Below are 24,271 nucleotides of genomic sequence, written 5' to 3'. Positions count from 1 at the left end.
GCGGCGAACAATCGCCGCTCCTCCATCTGCTCGGGCGTCAGCCTGAATGGCTGCTGCCCCATCACCACCACCCCCTTCATTGGAACAACCGTTCCGAGGTTTAGGGGATTCGTCGAGGCGGTTTAGACGTGGGTGCCGATGGGACGGCGACTCACGGCTTCGCTCAGGTGGTTGGAAGGGTCTTGCAGGCATGGAGGTTTCCCGGTCAACCCCAGGTCTCTTTCGACGAGCAGGACTACGACATTCGCCTGAATGGGAAGCGGCGAGGCGACAACGGCAAGGGCGTGCGGGCGATTACGCATGCGGCCTTCAAGGTGGCACTGCTCATCTACTGTAGGGAGCGAGGCCTGCCCCACCCGGGCTTCCTCGTCTTCGACACGCCACTCCTAACCTATCGCGACCCCCAGGGCACACGGGGCGGAGCGCTGGCACCGGATGAGGCCGTCTTGGCCCAGAGTCCCTTGAAGGAGCACTTCCTCCAGCACCTTTCTAGCCTGAGCGAGATGGGGCAGTTCCTCATCGTCGAGAACATCGAACTACCGCTCGGGACCGCCAGACAGGCGCTGCAGGTTCAGGAGTTCACGGGAAGCGCCACGGTCGGTCGAACTGGGCTGTTCCCGCTTCCCTGAGCCCCTCTGGCCCAAGTCCGACGTGGAGTTGCCCCCGTCAAATCGGACAGCTCAGGGTTGTGAATTAGCAGTGCGGAACTCGCGGGGTGACCTCATCTTGAGCCCGCGGTGCGGATGACAGCGGTTGTAGTCGTCGAACCAGACAGGGAGGCACGCCAAGAGGTGGGCGGCCGAGGGCAGCTCATTGACGAAGACGTAGTCGCGCTTGAAAGTCTTCACGAAGGCCTCGGCCATGCCGTTGCTCTGAGGGGAGTAGGCGGGCGTGGTGCACACCCGCAGGCCGAGGCGCTGGCCGAAGTCGCGAGTGTCCTTGGCGGTGTAGACGGGGCCGTTGTCCGACAGCCAGTCCACCGGGTGAGGCGCCTTGGCGGTGCCCGGCCCGAAGCGAGCCTCAAGCGTCTCGGCCATCAGGTCCTGAATGGTGAGCGAGGTGGGAGGTTGAGCGGAGGCCTGGAAGGCGATGGCTTCGCGGTCGCAGCAGTCCAGGCTGAAGGCCACGTGGACGCGCTCGCCATTCCAGCAGCGCACCTCGAAGCCGTCCGAGCACCAACGCAGGTTGGACTTGAGCATCACCACCTTTCCTTCGTGCGTGCGCGTCGGCTTGCCGGTGTGGCGCTGCAGCAGCAACTGGCCCTGACGCATGAGGCGGTAGGCACGCTTGTGGTTGACGCCGGGCTTGCCCTCGGCCCGGCGCTGCCGGTTGAGGACAGCGCACGCCCTGCGGTAGCCGTAGGTGGCTCGCTGCCCGACAACAGCCTTCAACTCCTCGAGGACTTCGGCGTCGGACTGGGCGTCCGGCCGGCGGGGCTGCCGAAACGAAAGGGGGCGGTGCAGCGAGGAGCGGGCTACGGCCAGCGCCCGAGCCACCGCGCTCACAGAATGCCTCCCAGCTTGGACAAGGCCGCGGGCGACAGTAGTTTTTTTCGCGCGCCAGCTCCACCGCGTCCCGGAGGATTTCGGCTTCCTGCGTCTTCTTGCCCAACAACCGCTGCAGCTCGCGCACCTGGGCCTTGAGCGCCTGCACCTCCGACTCGGGCACCACGGCCTCACCGGCCTGCAGCCCCGAGACGCCGCCCGACTCCTTCAACTGCCGCCACCGGAACAGCAGGCTCGCATTGATGCCGTACTTGCGGGCCACCAGGGACACGCTGCTGCCGGGCACCTCGCACTCGGCCACCAGGCGCAGCTTCTCCTCCGCCGAGTACCGGCGGCGACGCTGGCCTCCCTCGGCCTCTCCCGGGGCTCCTTCTTGGGCCTTCTTCTCCATCATCAGACTCGCTTTCTAGCCGAACGAGCCTGTCCGACTCTTCAGGGGGCTACACCAGGGGACGTGACAGGTGCCTGCCCGGCCAGCGCAGGGTGGTGCTCACGCCAGGCAACAACAAGAAGCGATACCTGGCCGGCGCCCTGGACTCGAAGACGGGCCGCCTCACCTGGGTGGAAGGCAAGTCGAAGGCCAGCCCACTCTTCATCCAACTGCTTTGGCGCATCGCCGGTGAGTACCCTGGCGCCCCACGAATCCACCTCATCCTGGACAACGCCTCCATCCACAGCAGCCAGAAGACGAGAAAGGCGCTCAATCAACTCGGTGGCCGGATTGTCCTCCACGTCCTGCCGCCTTACTGTCCGGACGCCAATCGCATTGAGCGCGTCCGGCTGGACCTCCACGCCAACGTCACTCGCAACCATCGCTGCCGCACCCTCCAGAAGCTCATTCGGCGCGTCCATGCCTACCTGCACGCTCGCAACGCCCAGCGGCGTGCCAGTCCTATCCTCCGCAAGGTCCATCTGCGGCGCGCCGCCTGAGCGCGTGCGAGATTCATGATTGGGCGTTTAGGATGCTGCGCCATGGGAATCTTCGTCATCGGGTCTTTCTTTCTGGCGCTCCTTGGCGGGGGCGTGCTCGGGGCCGTGTCACTCCTCATCCACCTGTTCGCGGTGCGAAAGGGGCGCGGCTCGTGGAAGCGGTTCCTGCTGATTTCCGGAGCCGCCACGGTGGTGGTGGGCGTATCAGCCTATTTGTGGATGTTCAGTTCCCCCGAAGCGTCGGGCGCACCGACAGGGGACGACTACGCGCGGGCCATCCTGGGGGCAGCGCTCCTTGGAGGCTCGCCTGGGGTCGGGCTGCTCGCCGGACTGCTGGCCTTGCTCAAGGGCAAGGCATCGGCCCCCGTCTCGCCGGCATGAGGGCGCCGACAGGAGGCCCATGCGTCACCTGGCGGTCGTCGCTCCCTGGGTGAGCGGGTGTTGCAACTGGAGCCCCACGTCGCACGCGGGGGGCCTCCGAAGGCGAGACGCGCTACCGCATGCGCTTCTTCCCCTGCTGAGGATGCGCTGGCGAAACGAACAGGCCAGTTCGTCCGCCATGGGGCCCCAGTCGCCCTCTGTGCAATGGCCATGGGGGGCTCACGCGGAGTCAGCCGCCGCCTGGACACCCGAAGAGACTGGTAGCGCGGGGGGCAAGGCCATCGCTTCTCTTTCAGCGGGCGGTGCCTGGCACGGCGGGCAGAAGGAGAAGGGCAAGCGCGGCCACTGCCACGATGCCGAGCGCGGGCGCCAGACTGGCGGCGAGCTGGAATACGAGCGTCAGTGCCGCGACATGCTCTCTCCTTGCGGCGTCCGGAGCCGACCTCGTTAGTAGGTGCCCCAGCGTGAAGGCAGTGGGCTGCTCCACTGCGACCGAGTCCCGGGCGTCGTCAGCGGCGAGTCCCCGGCGATGCGCATGACGTTTGCGTCCGCGTTCATGTTGGACCAGTCCACAGCGATGTTGCGGCAGTACCGGTCACGGGCGAACCCTGTCTGGAGGTCATGCACACAAGGCGTCGGGTCCCAGACCCGGTCTGCCTGCAGGCGCTGGACCGCGGCGACGATGTTGGACGGCATCTCCCCGGAGGCTCGGACGAATGGAACGCCGTCAATGGGGGTGCCATCCGACGCGAAGAGTTCGAAGACCTTGCCGGAGTAGCTCAGCGAACCCGGCATGCTGAAGTCCCATGCCCCGGCGGTGAATGGGGCGGCCTGGCCACAGGAGGCCGGGTTCCCAGGGGCATCCGTGCAGGTACCGCGAAGGTGGAGGACCAACACCGCGCCCGTCTCCACCGTGTAGCCCTGAGGGAAAGTGAAGGTGAAGTCGGAGTTGGTGAGCTCCTTGAGGGAGATGCCCGTCAGCGAACCACCGGTGACGGCCACCAGCTCGATGAGTTCCTGCTGAACGTACGGGTTGATCTCCGTGATGCGCAGCGAAGCCTCCGGCGCGGAACTCCCGGCATCCGTGCCCGAGTCCGGAGCGCCGGCATCGCCCGAGCCTGCGTCCACGCCACCGTCATCCGAGCCCGGCTCCGTCGAACCCGCGTCCACCCCAGAGTCTTCGAGGCCCGCGTCGACGGTTCCCGAGTCGGGCAAGGCGGCCTGAACGCAAGTCTCCTCCACACAGACGATGTCCGGTCCACGGGACGCGCAGTCGCGGTTCTCCGTGCATTCGGAAGAGGAACAGGCGGAGAGGAATGGGAGCAGGGCGAAGGCCAGGACTCGTGGGACGCGGTGCGCATGGAGCATGGGGGGAATTCCTGGAAGCAAGAGGGGGAAACGTAGGGCAGCGATGACGGAGTGGCAGGTGCCTTAGATACACGGCCCGCCAGCAGCCCGTTGAGCCAACTTCATTTTCATTTCGGAGGACACGGGCTCATGGCGCCGCGGGCGAACATCCGTGCGAGCCACGCGTCGCGTGCCGCGATGCATGCGCGCGCCAGGTCAGACTGCGGGGCGATGTCATAGAAGCCATGGAAGGCTCCGCCCCAGACGTGCAGCTCGCACTCACCACCCGCCGCCAGGATTCCGCGGGCATAGGCGACAGCTTCATCTCGAAACGTCTCCGCTCCTCCGACGTCGATGAAGGTGGGCGGCAGTCCGCTCAAGTCCGATGCTCGCGCGGGCGCGGAATACGGAGACACCTCGGTCCCTCCGCAGCGGTCTCCCAGCACGGCTCTCCAGGCGGTCAGATTGCTGGTGCGGTCCCAGACGCCGACGCCATCGTATCGGTGTGCGGATTCCGTCTCGTTCCGGTCATCCAGCATCGGGCATTGCAGAAGTTGGCCCAGCAGCCGAGGACCCTGCCGGTCCCGAGCCAGAAGCGTGGTGCCCGCCGCGAGCCCTCCGCCGCCGCTCCCGCCGAAGATGACCAGTTGATTCGGATCAAACCGGAGCATGTCCGCGTGCGCCGCCATCCACGCCAGCCCGGCGTAGCAGTCCTCCACCAGGGTGGGGGCTGGATGCTCGGGCGCCAGCCGGTACTCGACGGTGACACAGACCGCATCATGGCGGAGCGCCCACTCCACGAGCGGTTTCGCCCCCGCGAAGCGGGTGCCCATCACCATGCCGCCGCCATGGATGTGATAGACGGCGGGACCGGGAACCGAGTGGCCTTGCCGGGCAATGACCGAGACCACGATTTCGGCGCCCTGGTATCCGGGGATGCTGTAGTCAACGCAGCTGACCTGCGCGTCGCCAATCAGCGTTTCCCGGGTCACATGGCTCAACCGGCGGAAGTGCTCGAGCTGCTCCAACGTCATCTGCAAGGGCACATACCCCTTCAGCGGCGGGAGGAGGGGGGCCAGGTGTGGATCGAAGTCCGTCGATGAGGTCGGGCGAGTCATGCGCGTTCCATACCGGATGGGTGTGACACCCGCAAAGCAGCCGTCAGGCAACGGGTGGATGGGCACGCCCGCGGGGTGCCCCTATTGTCCCCACATGCGTGCGTTGCGAGTGCTACTGGCGTTCACGGTGGGGTGTAACGCCCCAATGCCTCACCCCATTACGGCACAGGGCGCTCCGCCCGATGTCGGCGATACGTATGAAGCCTGTGGCTGCGGCTGTTGCCCGGCGGGGGGGCCGGTGTACGAGTGCCTCTACTGGACCCAGGGAGACAGCCTGCAGGCTGTCATCGCCAAGGACAAGGCGATGAAGGACGGACCGCCCTGCAAGGGGACCGGCAAGCGCATGGGATGCTCATTGGGGACGATGTACAGGTACTGCGACTGAAGGCACCTGTCCGTCGGTTCGATGCGCTCATCCCGCTGCGCGCTTCCGAGTCAGGTCCTGGCGCCTGAACGCCTTCACCAGGAAGTCCACGAAGGAGGGGCCCGCGCTGGCAGATGCCATTTCTTGAAAAAGGGCCTATCGCCCCCCGGCCCGGCTTCTTAATCCACCCGAGGCAATGAGAGCGCATTCGCCCGGGGGATTCGTGACGAGCATTGGTGAGCGTCTGCCTTCTGTCTCCGCGTCCAAGGTCCGGACCGTGGCGGACATGAACTCCGCCCGCGCGTTCGTGGACCTGCTCGGCTCGGTGATTCCGGCCCAGCGTGCCGCGCCGGTCGCGGCTGCCCGCCACTACAACATCGAGTCCCTGGGCCCTTCCAACGCCAGGCAGCAGGCGGCCCATGCGACGGAGGTTCTCCCCTCCCTGCTGGGCCTGCTGACCGATGAGCGCATGGCGCGCTGCGTCGACGAGGCCTACCGGGAAATCTTCCAGGGCGACCGGTGGCCGCGCGGACCGGAGCGGTCCAAGTGGCTGGGCTTCGCGCGTGAGCTTCGCGCCAACGACCCCAAAATCACCGCCGAGCAGGTCCGCGCCGCCATCGCGAACGAGCTGCGGCTCGAGCGGGACGGGCTGGATGTCGCGACGGTCGAGAACATCGACCTGTACATCTCCGGAGCCATCGGCTGGGTGACCTGGTGCTACGAGGGGAAGTCGCGTAACGCCACCGAAGAAGACATGCACCATTGGCGTGCCTTCGCCGCCGAGAAGAAGCGGGAGAACCCCGATATCCAGCCGGACGAACTCAAGTACGCCATCATCGACGCGGTGCGGGCGAAGGTGATGAAGATGGACTCGACGTCACCGGAGAACGTCGACAAGTTCATCGATGACGCCGTGAAGTGGGTCACGCTCTGCTACCAGGGCAAGGAGCGTCATGCTTCCCCAGCGGAGATGACGTACTGGCGCGCCTTCGCGGCGGAGAAGCTGCGGGAGGACCCGGAGATGTCTCCAGTGGCGCTCAAGTACGCCATCACCGATACCCTCCGCGCGAAGATGACGGGCACGGACTCCGCGTCGCCCGCGAACATCGATCGGTTCATCGAAGACGCCATCGGGTGGGTCTCGATGTGCTACGAGAGCAAGACGCGCCACGCCTCCCCGGCGGAGATGGCGCACTGGCGTGCCTTCGCCACCGCGAAGCTCGCCGAGAACCCGAAGATGACGCCGGAAGAGCTCAGACACGCCATCACCGACGCCATCCGGGCGCAGGCGTTGGGGATGGACACCCTGTCTCCCGCGAACATCGATGGCTTCATCATGGAGGCCATCGGCTGGGTGTCGCTGTGCTACCTGGGAGCGTCCCGCGCCCCCACGCCCGAGGAGATGCAGTCCTGGCGCGCCTTCGCGGTGGAGAAGCGGCGGGAGAACCCGGACATCACCCCGGAGGAGCTCAAGTACGCCATCCGCGATGCGGTGCGTAGCGAGCTGACGGGCATGAGCAAGCCCGCGGAGCTCAACATCGAGCGCTTCATCCGGGAGGCCTACGAATTCATGTTCCACGCCTACCGGGGGATGCCGGCGAACATGAAGCGCGAGCCGACGCCGCGAGAGCTGCACGAGTGGCAACAGTTCGCCCGGGCCCGACTCCGGGAGGAGCCGAAGCTGTCGAGCGAGGAACTCAACTCCTACCTGCTCGACAGCCTGCGAACGGCGCTGGCCAACCAGTGACGGAGGCCGCTGCCTCGCGACCAGCGGTATTCCAACGGCCATCGCCCCTCGCGTCTGTAAACGCGCTAACAGGGGAGAATTCACCAAGGGGTGATTCGTTCTCCTCGCCGGGTTGTCCGCGTCAGAAGTCCCTGTTGGCGCCGGTGCGCATGGATGGCGAATGCCTCCGCGGGCAGAGGTCCGTTCACTCCTTCCGGTGGAATCGTCTCAAGTGCTTGGGCCTCCTTCCTTTCGTGCGCTCCCGCGCTCAGTTTCTCGGCGAGACGTTCGAGGAGGGGGCATATGACGGGATTGGCTGGTGCCATGTTCGCCGTGGTGGTGGCGGTGGCGAGTGGCTCGGCGTTGGTGCCGGTGAGTGGGGGCAATGCCCTGACGCTCCCGGCGCAGCGCCACATTGTTCGCATCGAAACCGGAGGCAATCGTCCGCCGACGTGGCTGGTGGCCATCCAGCACGGGGGCGTGGACGGCAAGGGGCTGGTGCTCTACCGCTCCGAGGACGCACTGCGAACACTCTGGCGGGTGGGGGACATCCAGCCCAACGCCGCGCACACGGACCGGGCGGAACTGCTGGCCGTGGGCATGGATGTGGCGCTTGTCTACTCCTACGAGGGGCCACAACTGGCGGCATCCAGTCAGCACGACGTCTACTTCCAATGGTGGCGCTATCAGCCCGGGGCGAATACCTGGGCGCCGGAACCCGCGGTGAGGGTGTTCGACGCTGACGCCAGCACGGCCTACTCACGGGCCTTGCTGGCGCGAGACTCGCAGGGACGGCTGTGGGTCCAGGCCTTCCGTCTGGAGCTCGACGGCGGCGCCACGGCGGTGGTGGCCGTGTCCACGAATGGGGGGCAGCACTTCGGTTCGGCTCAGTCGCTGGACAAGGTCCGCCGGCGGGGTGGGGGACGGCTGCTCAGCGTGGGGACGAAGCTCGTCTTCTTGTACGGAATGCATGACGGCTGGGAGCCCGCGCGCATGCGCATCCGCTCCGACTCGGACCCGGAGGACACGTGGGGGCCGGTGCTCCAGGCTTTCTCCGACGGCATCTACCATGGCGCGGCGTTGAGCGCGGTGGCGGACGGGAAGGGGGGCATGCACCTCGTCTACAAGGACGAGTTTGAGAAGCTCTACTACCGGCACTTCGACGGGAGCAGCTTCGGTTCCCGCGTGTTGGTGGAGGGCAGCTCGGACTGGGCGACCCAGCCTGCCATCACCCGCATCGGCGACACGTTGTATGTCTTCTACAACCGGGTGCGGACGTTCAACGCGAACTACGAGCTGCGCGTGCGCACGGTGGACGAGGATGGAACACTTGGGAGTGCGGTGACGCTCGACGGGGATGCGACGTTCAAGGGTTACCTCAACGCGGTGGATGTGCTGCGGGAGGGCAGCGGCGAGGTGCCCTGCCTCTATGGTGAGGCGGTGGACGCGGGCTCGCGGGGCTCGGTGTCGCGGGTGTCGCTGGTGCTCGATGAAGTGCCCCCGCCGGAACCTGGGCCGGGGCCGGGGCAGGGGCAGGGACCTTTCGTCCTGGAGCTCGTGCGCTCCCAGTCCACGCACGAGCTGCTCGCGGTGGACGGGGCCGGAACGCTGTACGGCATTCCCGCAGAGGGCCCGCGTTCGCGGTTGATGGCGAGCACGGACGGTGGGCTCACCTTTTCGGCTCGGGGGCAGTGGGGTGGAAACCTGTGGACGGTGGCGGCGATGGAGGGAGGGGCGCTCCTGGCGGTGGCCAGTCACAGCGGGGAGTACTTCCTCCAGCGCTCCACGGACGGCGGGATGACGTGGGGGAACCAGCTGCGCCTGGGCACGTATCGTGCGCGAGGGCCCCAGAGCTTCGCGCGCTTGGGGAGCACGTGGTTCTTCCTCGAGTACCAATCCTTTACCTCGGCCGCCGTGCCGATTCGGCTATGGGCCACCACGGACGGCGGGGTCACGTGGTTCGTGCGCTCCGTGTTCACGGCGCACCGGCACGGCTATGCCCTGGTGGCGGACCCAGCGACGGGCACGCTGTGGGCGACCATGGGGAGCAGCGCGGCGCAGGCAGCAGTGCTTCGTTCCACGGATGGCGGGCAGACCTGGACGTCGCTGTTGCGTGGCTACGAGGCCAATGCCCAGACCGGGGTGGTGCACACGGGCGGGACACTGCTCTTCGGCCAGTCAACGTTGTTCGAGCCCGAGCACCCGAAGCTTCTGAGCCTGTCTCCGGAGGGGACCGTGAGCTCGCTGATGGAGCTGCCGGGGCCGGCGTACTCGCTCACCGCGGTGCCCGGGGGTGGGTGGGTGATGGGCACGGCCTGGTCCCCCGATGGGGACGTCCATGCGCCCGGTGACGTGTTCGCGCGACTCTTCATCAGTGAAGACGGCGTGACATGGCAGGAGTCACGCCGGTACGAGCGGATGAGCGGTGCGGACCTGACGCGCGCGGACGTCTGGGGCACGTTGCCATCTGGAGAGCTGGTGGTGCGCGTGGAGGATGCAAGCGGCTTCGGGAGCGCGGGCGTGGGCTTCCAGGTGCTTCGCATCAAGCGCTGAGGCTGGCCGCGCCGGAATGGGGTGGGCTGCGTCTCTGTAGGTGAGACAGCGCGCATGGCGGGGGCCGCGGCCCGGTGGGTTTTGCCACTCCAGGCGATACCACCGGGCCTTGCCGTATCGCCCGCCCCAGAAGCCCTCGCCGGAAATCGTACGGGTGAAGTGAGGGTAAAAAATCCCGCCCTCCGTTCGGGTGGCAAGACGCCCACGACGGCCCGTTCCAATGCCACGCTTACTTGGGGAATCGACTCCGCCATGCGCCGGATGCGCCTCACGTTCGCCACCACACTTGCCGCGGGAGGGACCTTTCGATGACCATGAATGCACCTCGGAGGAACTTCCACGTGGAGCCACGACACAGGCCGGCACAGGCCATGGTCTCTCTCCCCTCGGACGTGCTGGAGCAGTTGCGAGAGGATCTGGCCCGTGCGGTGGCCCGGGTGTGTCCGCCCCGGATGGCCGATCGCCGCGATGACCTGGTGCAGACGGCCATGATGCGCGTCATGGAGTTGCAGCGACGCGAGCCGGACCGCAGCCGGTTGACCTCCGCCTACCTGTACCGCGTCGCATACACGGCGCTGGTGGACGAGTTGCGCAACGTGTCACGCCGCCGTGAGGTCCAACTGGAAGAGGTGGAGTCGTTGCCCGAGCCGCCGGTGGCATCGGGCGACCCGGAGAAGGCCGCGGGCGGCTCCCAGATTGCCCAGGCCGTGCGCGACTGTCTGCGCAAGCTGGTCCAGGACCGCCGGCTGGCGGTGACGCTGTTCCTGCAGGGCCACAGCGTGCCGGAGTCCGCGCGGTTGTTGGGCTGGGACGACAAGCGCACCGAGAACCTCATCTACCGGGGCCTGGCCGCGCTGCGCCTGTGCCTCTCCACGAAGGGATTCGAGCCATGAGCGAGCGAGGACGCGACGAGACGAAGCCCGATGATGCGGCCGTCGAACGTCTGCGCGCCGCCGTGCGTGCCGAGGACCCGGAGGAGTGCGCTGAGCCGCCGGTGGATGCGGACCTCGTATGGCGCGCGGTGAGCGGTGAGCTGCCCGCCGAGGAGCGCCGCGCGGTCGTCGAGCGTGTGGCGGCGGACTCGGCCTGGGCGGCGGCCTGGCGGCTCGCGAACGAACTGACGCGCTCCGCCGCGGAGGCCGCGCCTCCCGCGGAGCCCCCGGCGGACAGTTCGCGCACCCGGCGCCGAGACGGTGGCGCGCGGCAGAAGCGCCGCTTCCGCCTCGCGTGGAGCCAGCCCCTGTGGGGGGCGGCGGCGACCGCGGCCCTGGCCCTTATCGTCGTGGGCGTGGTGATGCGGGATGAGCCCGAGCCGCCGCGGCTGCGTGGCGGCGATACGGTGGCGGTCGCCTCCCAGGTGCCAGAGGCGGTGCCTCTCAAGCGCGACGCCTGTGTGCTGCGCTGGAGCGGCGGTCCCGAGGGAACCCGTTGGTCGGTGCGGTTGTCCACGGAGGACCTGAGTTGGGTCCACCGCGTGGACTCGCTGGAGACGCGTGAGTACCGGGTGCCCGCCGAGGTGCTGGCGCCTTTGCATCCGGGAACGACGTTGCTGTGGCAGGTGGAAGCGCGGTTGCCGGACGGGCAGGTGCTTCGCGGCGCCACGTTCGTCAACCGGTTGGAGTGACGCGCGCGGTCCGAAGTCCAAGGGCGACCTCATGAGAACGGAGCTGGGCATGAAGACACGGCGGTGGATGCGAGCAGGACTGGTGGCGCTCCTGATGGGAGTGGCCGGTGGGGCAGGGCAGGCCTGGAGCCAGTCGGTCCCCGTCACCCGCGCGGTGAAGACGGCCTTCAGCTACGGCGAGGCGCGCGACCTGGTGGTGGCCTCGGTGGTGGAGACGGGCGTCCGCACGGGCCAAAGCCAGTTCGTGACGCTCCAACTCCTCGACCACTCCGGTGCCGTCGTCGCGCAGACCGCGGGGGTGGTGGACCAGGAGACGCCCCTGCGCCTGACCTACCGGACCCCCACCGCGACCCCGGTGTTCGCGCGCGCCATCGCCACGGTGAGCGCGGAAACCCTCTCCGCGGCGGCGGTGACGGTGGAGCGTTGGTCCGTTGCGGAGCCGGCCTCCTGGACCGGAGCCCTCGTTTGCTATTTCGAGCTGGTTCCGATGCCCAGACCTCCGCCCCCTCCCCCCGGGCCGGTGACGCTCAAGTGCGAGCCCGTCGACCCGCCGCCTCCGCCTACCCGCTGACGTGTCGCTCCGGACGCACCGGTCCGAATGCAGCAACAGAAGGCTCCTCTCCTTCCTGATGGGGGCCATTCTCTCGGTGTGTCCGGCCCTGGCCTTCTCCGCGGCGTCAGGCCGGCCCCAGCCGCCCGCGCTCGAGTCGTGCCGGGCGCGCTTCGCCTCGCAGCCTGAGGGCCGGGAGGCGGCGATGTGCTTCTACCAGTGTGCCCAGGTCACTTCCGCTCGTGACGCTGTCGTGCGCGAGCTGACGGCCTTGATGGAGCGTCACCCCGACCATGGCTGGTTGCCCCTGGTGCTCGGGCATGTCGGGATGCTGTCCAGTGGCAAGGAGGCGGAAGGTCCCTATCTTCGCGCGGCGCAGACGTTCCGCCGGCTCCAGGATGCGGAGGGCGAGGTGCTGGCGGCCATCAACCTGCGCGCCATCCTCCTGGCTCAAGGACGAACCGAGGAGGCCTGGGATTGGACGCGGCGCGTGGTGGAGGTCGCGAGCGCCTCCGGCCGGCCGGATCTCCACGCACGCGCGCTCATCGTCGAGGCCAGCCAGCTTTATGAGGTGGCGCTCGACCTGGGCCGGGCCTTCCGTGTGCTCAAGCGCGCCGAGCCGCTCGTCTTCCCGGACGGCGCGGAAGGGCTGAAGAAGCAGTACCTGTCCGTCATGAGCACGGTGAGCGAGCGGCTGGGCCGGTTGGAGGAGGCCTCGGACGTCAATGCCCGGCTGGTGGAGTTGACCCGGAGCACTGGCGACCTCTTCCTGGAAGCGCATGCGCGCTTCACGCTCGCCAACGTCGCGCTGCGGCGGCTCGAGCGTGACCATGTGCCGGCGGACCGGGCGCGAGCGTTGGAGCTGGCGCGGCAGGCCATGGCCGCCGCGGAGAGGGCGGGGAACCCAACGTTGGTGGCCCGAGCGGTGCGTCTCACGGCGGACCTGTTGGGAGACACCCCCGAGGAGCACCGTGAGGCGGACGCGCTCCTGGAGCGCTGCATGGCGCTCGCGGAGTCGCTGGATTCGGACGAGCGGCGGCTGGCGTGTCTCTGGACGCGCGCGGAGCGGCGGGCAGGCGTGGACCCGGCCGGAGCCATTCAGGACTCGGAGGCGTCGCTGCGACTGGTCTCCGAAGGAAACGACCCGCTGTTCCTGGCGCTGGCCCTTCGAGGCCGCAGCACGGTGGCGTACCGGACACAGCCTTTGCCCCAGGCACTGGAGCATGCCGAGCGCGCCCTGGACGCGCTGGAGGCCCTGCGCCAGACGCAGAGTGATGCCTCCAGCCAGGCGGAGCTGTTCGCGACGTGGGCCCGCGACTACCACCGGCTCGCGGGGTGGACGTTGGAGGCTGGCGGGGCGACGGGCAAGCCCGCCACGCTTCCCTACAGGGAGGCTGTGTCGCGGGCCTTCGCCGTGAGCGAACGGCTCCGGGCGAGGACGCTGCTCGATGCCCTGGTCGCCTTCCGAGCACGCGCGGACTCCGGGGACACGCCCGAGCGCCGGGCGCAGCGAAGCGAGGTGCAATCGCGGCTGGTGGTGGTCCAACGCCAGCTCTTGGACCCGTCGCTTGCGAGCGCTGGACGCGAGGCGGCCCTGAGTGAACTCCAGGAGTTGGAGCACCGCGAGCGGGACCTGCGCCCAGCGCCTCACCAGGGTGTGCAGGAGTTCGCCTCACTGGCGTCCGTGGAGAAGGGGCTGAGGGAGGACGAAGCGCTGCTGGTCTTCCTCGTGGGGGACGACGAGGACCTCTCCGGAACGTCGGCGGGTGGTGCGTGGCTGTTCGTGGTGACACGGGAGGGAACCCACGTCCATCGCATCCCCGAGCGCACGCGGCTCGCGGCGGCGGCCACGCTGTTCTCCGGGCTCGTCGAGCGCAGGGATGACTCCGAGCGCGGCGCGGCGGTGGCGCTTCATGCGCAGCTGCTCGGCCCGGCGCTCGCGGGGCTGCCACCCACGGTTCGGCGGCTGCTGTTGGTTCCGGACGGGCCGCTGCATGACCTGCCCTTCGCCGCGCTGCGGGAGCGTCGGGATGGGCCACCACTGGTCGCTCGCTACGAACTGGCCCTGGTGCCCTCGGCGAGCTTGTGGCGGCACTGGCACGGGGAGGCCCCATTCACGCCTGTCGGTGAGGCGCTGGTGCTGGCGGACCCTGAGTGGGCCCTGGGACAGGGTGTGTCGCGGCCGGCGGCGCGCTCTCGGGCTGGAATCTTCGACGAGGCCGCGCAGCTCGGCGCGCTGCCCGAGGCTCGTCGTGAAGGGCTCGGGGTGGAGCGGGAGCTGCGAGACACCCGCGTCGTCCCCCGGCTGCTGGTGGGCACGGAAGCCTCTGAGCGCGCACTCAAGAGCGCGGACCTGTCGCTGGTCCGGGTGCTGCACATGGCGGCGCACGCGGTGGTGGACGCCGAAGCGCCGGAGCGCTCCGCGCTCGTGCTCGCCCCGGGCGCGGAGGACGAGGACGGCATTCTCCAGCCGCGCGAAATCATCCGGTTGCAACTCGATGGCGCGCTGGTGGTGCTGTCCGCGTGCCGCAGCGCCTCCGGAGCGGTGCTTCCGGGGGAGGGCGTGCTGAGCCTCGCGCGGGCCTTCTTCGAGGCGGGCTCGAGCGCGGTGGTGGCCAGCTTGTGGCCGTTGCGCGACGCGGAAGCGGCGGACCTGGTGGAGCATTTCTACCGGCACCTGGCTACGGGCTTGACTGTCTCCGCGGCGCTGCGGGCCGCACAGCTCGAGGCCATCGACGCGGGTCTTCCACCTGCGGCCTGGGCAGGGCTGGTGGTGCTCGGCGACGCCGCGCTGGTGGCCGCCGCGCCTCGCGAGGATGGTGCGCCCATGTTGCCTGGACTGGCTGGGGCGCTTGTCATTGCCGCGGCGCTTCTCGGGCTCCTGGCGTTGCGGCGCTGGGGCCGTTCAAGCTCCAACGTTCCAAGCCAGTGAGGCGCGTGGGAGATGCCCGAGGTCTCCGATTCAGAGGTCGATGAGTTCGCTGGCCGCCTTCTTCACATGCGCGCCGGCGACGAAGCACGGGACCGACGTCGAGGCGTCAGACCTTGCGCGGCCCCACCAGCCGCCACGCGAGGGGCAGCAGCACGGCGGCGATGGCGGCCTTGAGGAGCCCTCCAGGAAGGAAGGGTGTGAAGCCGACGCCAACGGCCTTGGCCACGCCGAGCCGGGCGGACAGGACAAGCCAGGGCAGGCCGACCACGAAGACGGCCAGCTGCCCCACGGCAAAGAGCGGCAGCGCGGTCCACGGCCGCCGGTCAAGGCCACGTTGTGCCGCCAGGCCCACCAGGAATGCGGCTGGAACGAAGCCGACCAGGTAGCCACCGGTTGCCCCCAGGATGCGTTCCATGCCGCTGGCGCCTTCCGCGAAGAACGGCAGGCCCACCGCGCCCATCAGGAGGTACAGGACCTGCGCGGCCATGCCTCGCATGGGGCCGAGCGCCGCGGCAGCGACGATGACGCCCAGGGACTGTCCCGTGATGGGAACGGGCGAGCCCGGGACTGAAATGGAGACTTGCGCGAGCCCCGCCGTGAGCAGCGCGCCGCAGAGCACGAGCGCCACGTCGTGGGCCCGGGAACGCGCGACCCCATCGGCGAGCACGCGGAGGTGGGGGCGGGCAGTGGCGGCGAGCGTCAGGCGGAGCCTCCAGAATCGGACACCGCGAGGACACGGTGCGCCGCTGGGGTACACGCTCATGTCTCGAGGTGCAACGCCGGAGAAACCCGCATTCCTCCGTCGAGTCTGCTCCTGGGAGCGCCTGGGCGTCTTCGATAACACCGCGATGAGACAGCCATGACGCGAGGCGGCACGTTTGAGCGGCGCACAGCGTGCCAGGAAGGGCTGCGTGCCAGCGCGGTGGTGGAGTACAAACGAAGTGATGCGGGGCTTGTACGCATGGTGCCTCCTGCGTGAGCCCCCGCGCGGAAGGACACCAAGAGATGAACGCAACCCGCTGGTTTGGACTCGCTTCCCTGACCCTGCTGCTGGCCTCGAACGCCTTCGCCGAGGACAAGGCCCCCGCCGCGACCAATGCCGCCGTCGGCCGGTGGACGACCATCGATGACGAGACGAAGAAGCCCAAGTCCGTCATCGCCATCTATGAAGAGAACGGCAAGCTGTACGGGAAGATCGAGAAGCTCTTCCGCGAGCCCAAGGAAGAGCAGAACCCGCTCTGCGACAAGTGCGAGGGCTCGCTGAAGGACCAGCCCATCATCGGGATGACCATCCTTCGCGACCTGAAGAAGGATGATGACGAGTGGTCCGGCGGGAGCATCCTCGACCCGGCGAATGGCAAGACCTACAAGTGCAAGGTTGCCGTCGAGGATGGCGGCAAGAAGCTGAAGGTCCGCGGCTACGTCGGCATGTCGTTGCTGGGCCGCACCCAGTACTGGGTCCGCGCCGAGTAGCACCTTCGGCGGACGGCGGAAGCGGGCACCTCCCGCTTCCGCTCGCCGTACCTACTTCGCTCCCTGCTGCGTCTTACCCGCGCCATCCGTGGACACGGGCGTCAGCGGCGTCGGAGCGCCTTGAGGCCGCGTGGTGGGGCTGGTGGAGGCGCCACCACCGGGCCGCAGCGCGTTCTGGCCCAGGCGCGAGAAGTTGATGGATTTGCTCAAGATGCGCACTGCCTCCTGGTCCGCGTGGAAGCCCATGGAGTTCTCCGCCTCCACGAAGTCCAGGTAGAACTGGGCACGCTTCTGAAGGTCTCTCGCCTTGGCGAGCGCTTCCTCGGGCAGCCCCGCTTTCTGGGCGGACTCGAGGTCGTGGATGAGGTCCACCAGCGCGTCCATGGCGATGTTCCGCGTCTCGAAGGTGCGCGTCTGGATGGTCTCCGCGCGCTGGAGCAGCTCCGCCTCGCTCCACTTGTGGCACGTCTGGCAGGCGCGGTTGACGTTCAGCAGCGGGCTGCGCACGTGGTGGTCGCTGACCTTCATCGCCCCCTCACGCATGAACGGCATGTGGCAGTCCGCGCAGGCCACGCCGCTCTTCGCGTGGATGCCCTGGTTGTACAGCTCGAACTCGGGGTGCTGTGCCTTCAACACCTTGGCGCCCGTGAGCGCATGCGTCCAGTCGGAGTGCCCGTCCTCGTCGTAGTAGGCCATGATTTGATCGATGTTGATGCCCTTGGCCCAGGGGTACGTGAGGCGCTTCTCCTTGCCCTTGAAGTAGTACTCGACGTGGCACTGCCCGCACACGTACGTGCGCATCTCCTGGCGCGTCGCGTCCTGATTCACCTGGAAGTTGGGAACGCCCTGGCTGGCCTTGAGCGCGGCGATACCCTCGATGAAGCCTGGCCGCGTCACGCGCAGCTGCATCGTGGTGGGGTCGTGGCAGTCGATGCATGAGACGGGGTGCTCCACCAGCTTGCGCGCCTCCATGAAGGGCATCTGGTTCATCTTCTCGAAGCCCTTGATGAGGTCGCCGTCACCGAGCTTCTTGTAGGGCACGTACACGCTGGCGTGGCAGTGGATGCAGGTGCCCGGCTGCTGCGTCACGTGCTGGCGCTCGGTGTAGACTTGGTCGTCCAGCATGTGCGCGTGGCCGCGCTCCTCGCGGAAGTCCGTAGCGAAGGCGTAGCCGCTCCACATCGTCACCAGCCGAGGGTCCTCCTCGAGCCGGCTCTGCGCGACGACGGTGCGTGGGTCCGCCTGGGACGGCGTGCGCGCCACGGCTTCACTGCCGCCATAGCGGGTGCGCTGCTGGTCCACCGTGCGCTTGTAGCTGTCGTACTGCAGCGGGAAGTTCCGCCCCCACACCTCCGGGTCGGTGATGGTGTCGTCCAGCTCCACCACCCGGTAGAAGGGATTCTTCGCCTCCTGCTTGCGCTCCATGATGTTGACCAGGAGCGCGGTGACGCCAGCGGCGGCCAGGGCGGCAGCCACCGCCACGGCAATCACCAGCTTGACGCCGCTGAAGCGCCGTTGCTTCTCGGGCTCGGTCATCGTTCAACCTCCTGATGGATGAGTTCGGGGTTCCCGGAGCCTTCGGGGTGCCCCACGGAGTTGTGGCAGGTGAGGCACTGCAGCGAGTCTCCGTGGGGCGTTTCGATGCTTTCCACGAGGCTGGCGTGGCAGTTCCGGCAAGCGTTCTCCGTCACCTGCCGGTTGGCGGGACGGATGCGGATGGGGTCCGGAAAGGTGCCAGTGGTGAAGTAGAAGGAGTGCCAGAAGCCGTTGCTCGCCTTGTTGAGGTACTTGGGCACCAGCCCTGCCGGCGTGTGGCAGTCGTTACAGGTGGCCACCGCGTGGTGGCTGCTCTTGCGCCAGCCATCGTATTGCTCGGTCATGATGTGGCAGTTGGCGCAGGCGGCTGGGTCGTCCTGCAGGTAGGCCGCGCCCTTCGCGTACGCGAAGGTGTAGCCACCGATGCCAATGGCCGAGCCCAGGGCGAGCCCCAGGGCCACTGCCAGGAGTGTGCGGGAGGCCGAGGACACGCGGAACACCGTAGCAACGGTTGTGCAGACAGCCAGCCCCATCTCGCAATCACGCGCGAATTTCCACGCCGTTTGGGAGGCCCGAGCCGGGTCGCGAAACTTTTGCGCCCATGCGAGAGGGTGCGCAGCATTTGCGTTGCGAAACACGCACGGAGACAGCGCGGCCGAGATGCGTGTCACCAGGTCCTCGGTCAGCACCTGCTTTTCAGGGGGCAGCGACGACAGGCTGGCGTTGACCGTGCCGCGCAGCAGCAGGTACGCGCCGCGTGGCTGCGCACGCCGTCCACCGGACGGAGGAACTTCCATTCGGTGCTGGAGCCACGGGACGCCTGCATTTCGTCCATCAGGGGAGACTGCGACTGGGAGGAGTTACCCTCACCGCGCAAGCATCACCCTGGCACCGGCGCCGACAGGCCCGTCACGACAGGAATGTCATGGCAACCCCGACTATGAGGCCAAGGGTGTGTCGGAAACCCTTGAAAACACCGGGGATTTTGGTTGGCGCGGTCGTTGCTGAGGCGGGGGCGCTGTCTACCCACCCCAAGGAGCAACGCCCCATGCAGAACTCCAGGTCCTGGCTCGCGGCCGTCGCGGCTGTCGCATTCGTCACGACGGGCTGTGATTCCGATGAAGCTCCCGACGCGAAGAAGGTCGCCGACATCGCCGCCTCCCGGTCGGCGGAGACGCTGCGAGGTGTCAGCAGCAGCATGAAGACCGTGAGCGGCTTGTCGACGCTCAATGGCCTGGACGACGCGATGGCGCTGTTCGGTGCGGGCTTCGAGGGCGTGCCGCTCCCGGGGCTGCCGGTGGGTGATGAAGGGGAGGCGTTGTCCACCTTGTTCGACGCGGATGAAGTGGACGCGCAGGCGGACGAACTGGAGCGGTTCCTGCGCGAGCGCGTCTTCACCGAGGCCAACGTGGAGTCCACGGAGGACAACGCCACCGTCTTCCGCTTGAAGGGCGAGCAGATCTGCACGGATGGCAGGGAGCCTGCGGACGCGGACTGTGTCCGCTTCGTGGATGATGCGCAGCTACGCGTTCGCGCGACGAACCTGGGGGACGACTCCCTGGAGCTGGAGTTGCTCATCGGCGCGAAGCGCGCGGAGCCGCTGGCGCTGCGCTTCTTGCCGAAGGCCGTCTCGCTGGTGGTGGACCTGGGCGGCTTGAAGGGCGCGGTGGAGCAGCTCGATGCCGAGTCGGCCGGGTTCCTGCCGAAGGTGATGGTGGGGCAGGTCGAGCTCAAGGTGACGAAGGAAGGCGAGTCGCGCTGGATTGTCAGCGGCTCCATCCTGGATGCGCTGCGGCTGGAGCTGGCGCTGGAGGGGAGCACCTTCGCGTTCTCCTCCGCGCGGGCCGTGCCGCTCGTGGCGTTCGAGGCGGACGGTCAGGCGAAGCGCGCGCGCTTCTCGCTGGACCTGAACACCACGGAGGTTCGTCTCCCGTACACGGGGTTGGCGCCGTCGCTGCGTGGCAAGGATTGGACGGTGTCGCTGGCCGGCATCTCGTACTCCGTCGAGGCGACGGAGAACCAGACGGACTTCGTGGTGAAGAACCTGGGCCTTGGCGACGCGCAGACCCACGTGAGCCTGGGGAACGACAAGCTCTTCGCGCTGGACCTCAATGAGCAGTCGGGTCGGCACTTCGACCTGACGCTGACGCGCGGGGCGGACGGCGTGCCGCTGCTGAAGGTGCAGCCGGAGTTCGACCTGGTGACGCGCTTCTACCTGGCGCCGCTGAAGGCGGACCCCGCGTCGGAGATCCCCGCGGCGTATGAGGACGCGACCTATCGGCTGCGTCTCAGCGGGGGCACAGGGGGACCGAGCCTGCGCGCAGCGCCCGCCAACAGCGCCACGGGCTTCAAGGGCGGCCTGCAGGTGGTGACGGGCGAGTTGCTGCTCTCCGCGAATGACTCGCAGGTCGTCGTCGCCCAGGGGCAGTGCCTGGTGGGTGCGGCGCCGGCTTCAGAGAACGATGCTTCGCTGTTGTCGTACCTGCGGCAGGGCAGCTGCGAGTAGTCCTTCAACCCTTCGATGCCGCACGTGAGGGCCGCGCCCATTCCAAGGGGGGCGCGGCCCTCGTTTTCTTTCGGGCGGCTCCAGGAGTCGACCCTCACGAGGCCACGAAGCCGTGGCCCCGGACCTTGTCCGGCGTGGTGCCCGTCATCCGCCGGAACATCGCGATGAAGGCGGAGGCGCTGCTGTAGCCCAGGTCGAGCGCGATGGCCTCCACGGAGTGGCCCTGCTCCAGCCTCGCGAGCGCCTTGACCACGCGCAGCCGCTGGCGCCACTCGCTGAACGACAGCCCCAGGTGCTGCTGACAGCGCCGTTCCAGCGTCCGCTCCGTGGTGTGTAGCACCCGCGCCCACTCGGCCAGGGAGCGCTCATCCTCCGGGTGCTGCTCGAGCGCCGTGAGGACCGGCTCCAGGAGCGAGTCATCGGACATGGGCAGGTAGCTCCCATGGGTGGGGGCCAGCGTCAGCTGGTCGAGGAGCACCCGGAACAGCCGGCGCTCGGCACTCGTGCGAGGCTGCGCCAGCTCATGCGTGCGGAGGTGCTCCAGCAATGACTTCACCAGTGGACTCACCGCCAGCGCGCACGTCGTTTTGGGCATGCCCCGGCACCACTCCTGCGCGAGGTAGAGCGAGCAGTGACTCGCCTCGAAGCGATTCATGCCCCGGTGCTCCACGTCGGGTGGAAGCCAGATGCCGTACTGCGGTGGCGCCAGGTAGTGGCTGCCTGCCAGCTTGAGCTCCATCACCCCGCTGAACGCGTAGACGAACTCACCCCAGGGGTGCCGATGCCGGGGGTATGTCGCCGCGGCAGGCAGGCTCGCCGTCCGGAAATACACGGGGTGTGGAAGGTTGGTGGTGAAAGGAACCGGGAGCTGTTTCGCCATGGCGCCTTCTCGGGATGGGTTGTCGGAATCTCGCTATATCAATCAGCCCCGCCATGCGCAGGATGGTCGCATGAGTTCTCACCGGAAACCCGCGGACGGCTTCGCGCTCGCGACCATGCTCGCGTTGTGCGCCATCTGGGGCATGCAGCAGGTGGCCGTCAAGCTGGCCGCTCCCCACATCCCCTCCATGATGCAGATGGCGGTGCGCTCGGGTGTGGGCGCGCTGCTCGTGGGGCTGTTGTGCTGGGTGCGCGGCGAGCGAGGGCTCTTGCGCCGTGGCCCCTGGCGTCCGGGGCTCGTGGTGGGCGCGCTCTTCGCCCTGGAGTTCCTCTTCGTTGGCGAGGGGCTGCGCCACACCAACGCGTCACACATGGGCGTCTTCCTCTACACCGCGCCTGTCTTCGCCGCCCTGGGTCTGCACTGGCTCGTGCCTGCCGAGCGGCTGCGGCGCACGCAGTGGTTGGGCATCGCCGTGGCTTTCGTGGGCATCGCGCTGGCCTTTGGCGGCGGCTGGCTCCAAGGCGACATCAGCCCGGGCGTGCTCTGGGGCGACGCGCTGGGGCTGCTGGCAGGACTGGCCTGGGGGGCCACCACCGTGGCCATTCGCGTGTCGGCGCTGTCCGATGCACCCCCCACCCAGACACTCCTCTACCAGCTGGTGGGCGGCGTCGCGCTCCTGCTGCCGGTGTCCCTGCTCACCGGACAGGCCGGCCCGATTTCAATGGCGCCCATTGCCTGGGCAAGTCTGTTGTTCCAGGGCGTCATCGTCTGCTTCGCCAGCTACCTCACCTGGTTCTGGCTCCTGCGCCGCTATCTCGCCTCCAACCTGTCGGTCTTCTCCTTCATGACGCCGCTGTTTGGCGTCAGCGCGGGCATCCTGGTGCTGAATGAGCATGCGGATGGCTTCTTCGTCGTGGGGGCCGTGTTGGTGCTCACCGGGATTCTCATCGTCAGTGGTTCGAGCCTGCTTCGGCCTCAGCCCGCGCTGAAGACGGGGACGACCTGAGGACCCGATGGCGTCAGGCCCCTGGAGACGTCGCGGCGGGCGTGTCTACGGTCCCGTCAACCGGCTGAGCGTGAAGGGCGTGCGGTCCCAGGTCCCGCCGGGCATCGCAATCTGGGATGAGGCCGTCGCCGTCGAGGGAAGGCCGCTGGTGCTGTTGATGGTGAGCGAGCCCACGGCCTGCGTGCTCGTTGACTGCGTTCCGGTGCATCCGGGGCACTGGTTGGTCCCGACGACGTAGAGCAGGGGGAAGGGGAGCGAGGTCGACGTGCTGTCCACGACGCCCTGAATCCACGTTGGCCGACCACCCGCGTAGAGCGTCAGGTGCGCGACCTGGGTCTTCCCCTGGGTATTGAAGGTGATGCCCCAGCCTGGCTGCTGCGCGTTGTACCAGGCACCACTCAAGTTCATGAGCATGACGCCCGTGCCAAACTGGAGGGGCTCGATGGGGTCATGAGGCCGGTCGCCGATACATGAGGTCGGTGCGCAGCGCGTACTTGCGGCCCTGGGTGACGGTGGCGCCCTCGTGAAGCAAGCGGTGATTGAAGAGCAGCGCGCTGCCCGTGCGCGGCGTCACGGAGTGCCCAAGCGACAGGAAGTTCGTCGCGCCTCCGCCCGGACATTCATTGAGGTAGACCATGAAGGTGAGGAGGCTCCGCTCGTCGCGAGTCCTCACGAAGGCGCCGTCGAAATGCGGGGCGAAGTATTCACCCACGTCATACCGGTAGCAGCGCAGGCGCTCATTGGCACCACAGAGGGTCCACTCGTGTTCGAGCCGGTGCGGCACATGCGGCACGACACGCTCGAACAACGTCTGCGCCAAGGGGATGTCGTCGAACATCACCCGGGAGTTGTTCCGGATGTCGGGGCGCATCACGAAGCCCGCGGAGGTCGTGATGGGGGCCGCCGTGGGCCCTGCTGCTTCAATCCGTTCGATGAGCGCGGCGCACTCCTCCACGCTGAGCAGGTCGTCCAGGACGATGACGAGCGGGTTGTGCGTACCGAGCACATCATCCGGGTTGGGCAGGGCGGGCGTCATGGTCATCGCGAGGAGGAATGTGGGGGCAACCACCGCTGGGCCGAGAGGTGGACTCTATCCCGGTTGACCCACGAGCAACCAGTCGACGGCACCTGGTATCCATACAGGACGGTGGACGCGGTTCCGTCGGTGAATTCGAGACGCTACGCTGAGGTCCATGAAGGCGAACCGAATCGTCCTCGTGTCGGGCCCGTCAGGTGCTGGCAAGTCCACCGTGGCACGTGGACTCGCGGAACAGTCCCCCCTGGCGCGTGCGGTTCACCTGCATGCCGACGACTTCTATGCCTACATCCGCAAGGGCGCACTGGCGCCCTGGCTGCCGGAGTCCCACGCTCAGAACACCACGGTGATGAAGGCTCTGTCGGCGAGCGCGGCGAGCTATGCCATGGGCGGGTATGAGGTCATGGTCGATGGCGTCATTGGCCCTTGGTTCTTCGAGCCCTGGCTTGTCGCCGCCCGGGCGCATCGGCTCGACTTGCGCCTCATCGTCCTGCTTCCGGGCGAAGCGGAGACGGTGGCGCGTGCCACGAGACGTGTCCGCGCGGACGCACTCACCGACGCCGACGTGGTGCGCAACATCTGGCGAGGCTTCCGCGAGGTGGCTCTCCCCGAGGGGCATGTGCTCGATACCACCAGTCAGGATGCCGCGGAGACCGTGGGGGCCGTTCGCCGTGGGTTGACGGACGGGCGCTTCCGGCTGGAGTCACCGTAGGGCCTCGGTGTGTTCAGCGCGTGCCTTGGCCCTCCAGCGGGCCTTCAGTCGTTCCAGGTCCGTTGTGACGGCTTCCTCGTCCCGACGAAACG

At 67.9% G+C, this 24,271-nt stretch carries 23 protein-coding genes; 14 read left to right on the top strand and 9 right to left on the bottom strand.

Going from position 1 to position 24,271, the window contains the following annotated elements:
- Positions 1 to 182: 182 nt before the first annotated feature.
- The gene (locus tag F8M74_RS14330) at positions 183 to 629 is read left to right on the top strand and encodes a hypothetical protein (RefSeq protein ID WP_141258860.1); all 447 of its coding nucleotides are present in this window, start codon (positions 183 to 185) and stop codon (positions 627 to 629) included.
- Positions 630 to 680: 51 nt separating this feature from the next.
- On the opposite strand, the gene F8M74_RS14325 is transcribed toward F8M74_RS14330, so the two are convergent.
- A protein-coding gene (locus F8M74_RS14325; RefSeq protein WP_228560880.1) for an IS3 family transposase occupies positions 681 to 1,896 on the bottom strand; the annotation gives its coding sequence in 2 pieces (ribosomal slippage) (positions 681 to 1,551 and positions 1,550 to 1,896; 1,218 coding nt in all).
- Between the two features lie 29 nt (positions 1,897 to 1,925).
- Here F8M74_RS14325 and F8M74_RS14320 point away from each other — a divergent pair.
- Together F8M74_RS14320 and F8M74_RS14315 are read left to right on the top strand one after the other, a co-directional pair.
- Positions 1,926 to 2,435: an IS630 family transposase gene (locus tag F8M74_RS14320; RefSeq protein WP_228560882.1), complete on the top strand. Its 510-nt coding sequence runs from the start codon at positions 1,926 to 1,928 to the stop codon at positions 2,433 to 2,435.
- A gap of 42 nt (positions 2,436 to 2,477) precedes the next feature.
- Positions 2,478 to 2,816 (top strand): hypothetical protein, encoded by a 339-nt coding sequence (locus F8M74_RS14315; protein ID WP_141258859.1) that lies wholly within the window; start codon positions 2,478 to 2,480, stop codon positions 2,814 to 2,816.
- 447 nt (positions 2,817 to 3,263) lie between these two features.
- Here the strand turns inward: F8M74_RS14315 and F8M74_RS14310 are convergent, their stop codons facing one another.
- Together F8M74_RS14310 and F8M74_RS14305 are read right to left on the bottom strand one after the other, a co-directional pair.
- The gene (locus F8M74_RS14310; RefSeq protein ID WP_141258857.1) at positions 3,264 to 4,184 is read right to left on the bottom strand and encodes a hypothetical protein; all 921 of its coding nucleotides are present in this window, start codon (positions 4,182 to 4,184) and stop codon (positions 3,264 to 3,266) included.
- Positions 4,185 to 4,291: 107 nt separating this feature from the next.
- On the bottom strand, positions 4,292 to 5,281 hold the full coding sequence (locus F8M74_RS14305) for an alpha/beta hydrolase (protein WP_141258856.1): 990 nt from the start codon (positions 5,279 to 5,281) through the stop codon (positions 4,292 to 4,294).
- A 145-nt stretch (positions 5,282 to 5,426) separates the two neighbouring features.
- On the opposite strand from F8M74_RS14305, the gene F8M74_RS14300 reads away from it, so the two are divergent.
- The 7 genes from F8M74_RS14300 (at position 5,427) to F8M74_RS14270 (ending at position 15,030) form a co-directional block, all read left to right on the top strand.
- Positions 5,427 to 5,666, top strand: coding sequence for a hypothetical protein (locus tag F8M74_RS14300; RefSeq protein ID WP_141341940.1), 240 nt, complete (start codon positions 5,427 to 5,429; stop codon positions 5,664 to 5,666).
- A 202-nt stretch (positions 5,667 to 5,868) separates the two neighbouring features.
- Positions 5,869 to 7,392, top strand: a complete 1,524-nt coding sequence (locus F8M74_RS14295) for a hypothetical protein (protein WP_228560878.1) — start codon at positions 5,869 to 5,871, stop codon at positions 7,390 to 7,392.
- A gap of 282 nt (positions 7,393 to 7,674) precedes the next feature.
- Positions 7,675 to 9,924: a sialidase family protein gene (locus F8M74_RS14290; RefSeq protein WP_162295105.1), complete on the top strand. Its 2,250-nt coding sequence runs from the start codon at positions 7,675 to 7,677 to the stop codon at positions 9,922 to 9,924.
- Between the two features lie 371 nt (positions 9,925 to 10,295).
- Positions 10,296 to 10,817 (top strand): RNA polymerase sigma factor, encoded by a 522-nt coding sequence (locus F8M74_RS14285; protein ID WP_141255606.1) that lies wholly within the window; start codon positions 10,296 to 10,298, stop codon positions 10,815 to 10,817.
- A complete protein-coding gene (locus tag F8M74_RS14280) occupies positions 10,814 to 11,548 on the top strand; it encodes a hypothetical protein (RefSeq protein WP_216620424.1) in 735 nt (244 codons plus the stop codon). Before F8M74_RS14285 ends, F8M74_RS14280 begins: the two co-directional genes overlap by 4 nt.
- 31 nt (positions 11,549 to 11,579) lie before the next feature.
- Positions 11,580 to 12,119, top strand: a complete 540-nt coding sequence (locus F8M74_RS14275) for a hypothetical protein (protein ID WP_228556354.1) — start codon at positions 11,580 to 11,582, stop codon at positions 12,117 to 12,119.
- A 58-nt stretch (positions 12,120 to 12,177) separates the two neighbouring features.
- Positions 12,178 to 15,030, top strand: coding sequence for a CHAT domain-containing protein (locus F8M74_RS14270; protein WP_228560685.1), 2,853 nt, complete (start codon positions 12,178 to 12,180; stop codon positions 15,028 to 15,030).
- 106 nt (positions 15,031 to 15,136) lie between these two features.
- Here F8M74_RS14270 and F8M74_RS14265 read toward each other — a convergent pair whose 3' ends face one another.
- Entirely contained in the window at positions 15,137 to 15,793 is a 657-nt protein-coding gene (locus F8M74_RS14265) for a biotin transporter BioY (protein WP_141255608.1), read from the bottom strand.
- Positions 15,794 to 16,035: 242 nt separating this feature from the next.
- Between F8M74_RS14265 and F8M74_RS14260 the strand changes: the two genes are divergently transcribed.
- On the top strand, positions 16,036 to 16,503 hold the full coding sequence (locus tag F8M74_RS14260) for a DUF2147 domain-containing protein (RefSeq protein WP_141255609.1): 468 nt from the start codon (positions 16,036 to 16,038) through the stop codon (positions 16,501 to 16,503).
- A gap of 51 nt (positions 16,504 to 16,554) precedes the next feature.
- On the opposite strand, the gene F8M74_RS14255 is transcribed toward F8M74_RS14260, so the two are convergent.
- Both F8M74_RS14255 and nrfH read right to left on the bottom strand, forming a co-directional pair.
- A complete protein-coding gene (locus F8M74_RS14255; protein ID WP_141255610.1) occupies positions 16,555 to 18,039 on the bottom strand; it encodes an ammonia-forming cytochrome c nitrite reductase subunit c552 in 1,485 nt (494 codons plus the stop codon).
- Positions 18,036 to 18,539 carry a cytochrome c nitrite reductase small subunit gene (nrfH, locus tag F8M74_RS14250; protein WP_141255611.1) on the bottom strand — a complete coding sequence of 168 codons (504 nt, stop codon included), beginning with the start codon at positions 18,537 to 18,539 and terminating at the stop codon, positions 18,036 to 18,038. Before nrfH ends, F8M74_RS14255 begins: the two co-directional genes overlap by 4 nt.
- A gap of 548 nt (positions 18,540 to 19,087) precedes the next feature.
- Between nrfH and F8M74_RS14245 the strand changes: the two genes are divergently transcribed.
- Complete coding sequence (locus F8M74_RS14245; protein WP_141255612.1) at positions 19,088 to 20,545, top strand: hypothetical protein; 1,458 nt, start codon at positions 19,088 to 19,090, stop codon at positions 20,543 to 20,545.
- Positions 20,546 to 20,639: 94 nt separating this feature from the next.
- On the opposite strand, the gene F8M74_RS14240 is transcribed toward F8M74_RS14245, so the two are convergent.
- Positions 20,640 to 21,425: a helix-turn-helix transcriptional regulator gene (locus tag F8M74_RS14240; protein WP_141255613.1), complete on the bottom strand. Its 786-nt coding sequence runs from the start codon at positions 21,423 to 21,425 to the stop codon at positions 20,640 to 20,642.
- Between the two features lie 70 nt (positions 21,426 to 21,495).
- Here F8M74_RS14240 and F8M74_RS14235 point away from each other — a divergent pair, with 70 nt between their 5' ends.
- Complete coding sequence (locus F8M74_RS14235) at positions 21,496 to 22,431, top strand: DMT family transporter (RefSeq protein WP_141255614.1); 936 nt, start codon at positions 21,496 to 21,498, stop codon at positions 22,429 to 22,431.
- Between the two features lie 45 nt (positions 22,432 to 22,476).
- On the opposite strand, the gene F8M74_RS14230 is transcribed toward F8M74_RS14235, so the two are convergent.
- Positions 22,477 to 22,839 (bottom strand): hypothetical protein, encoded by a 363-nt coding sequence (locus tag F8M74_RS14230; RefSeq protein WP_141616965.1) that lies wholly within the window; start codon positions 22,837 to 22,839, stop codon positions 22,477 to 22,479.
- 40 nt (positions 22,840 to 22,879) lie between these two features.
- Positions 22,880 to 23,467, bottom strand: a complete 588-nt coding sequence (locus F8M74_RS14225) for a 2OG-Fe(II) oxygenase (protein ID WP_228560683.1) — start codon at positions 23,465 to 23,467, stop codon at positions 22,880 to 22,882.
- A 157-nt stretch (positions 23,468 to 23,624) separates the two neighbouring features.
- Between F8M74_RS14225 and F8M74_RS14220 the strand changes: the two genes are divergently transcribed.
- The gene (locus tag F8M74_RS14220; RefSeq protein ID WP_141255617.1) at positions 23,625 to 24,179 is read left to right on the top strand and encodes an AAA family ATPase; all 555 of its coding nucleotides are present in this window, start codon (positions 23,625 to 23,627) and stop codon (positions 24,177 to 24,179) included.
- Positions 24,180 to 24,271: the final 92 nt, after the last annotated feature.

This window comes from Myxococcus sp. CA023 (assembly GCF_010998615.1).
GTDB lineage: Bacteria > Myxococcota > Myxococcia > Myxococcales > Myxococcaceae > Myxococcus.
This window is presented reverse-complemented; position numbering and strand designations above follow the sequence as displayed.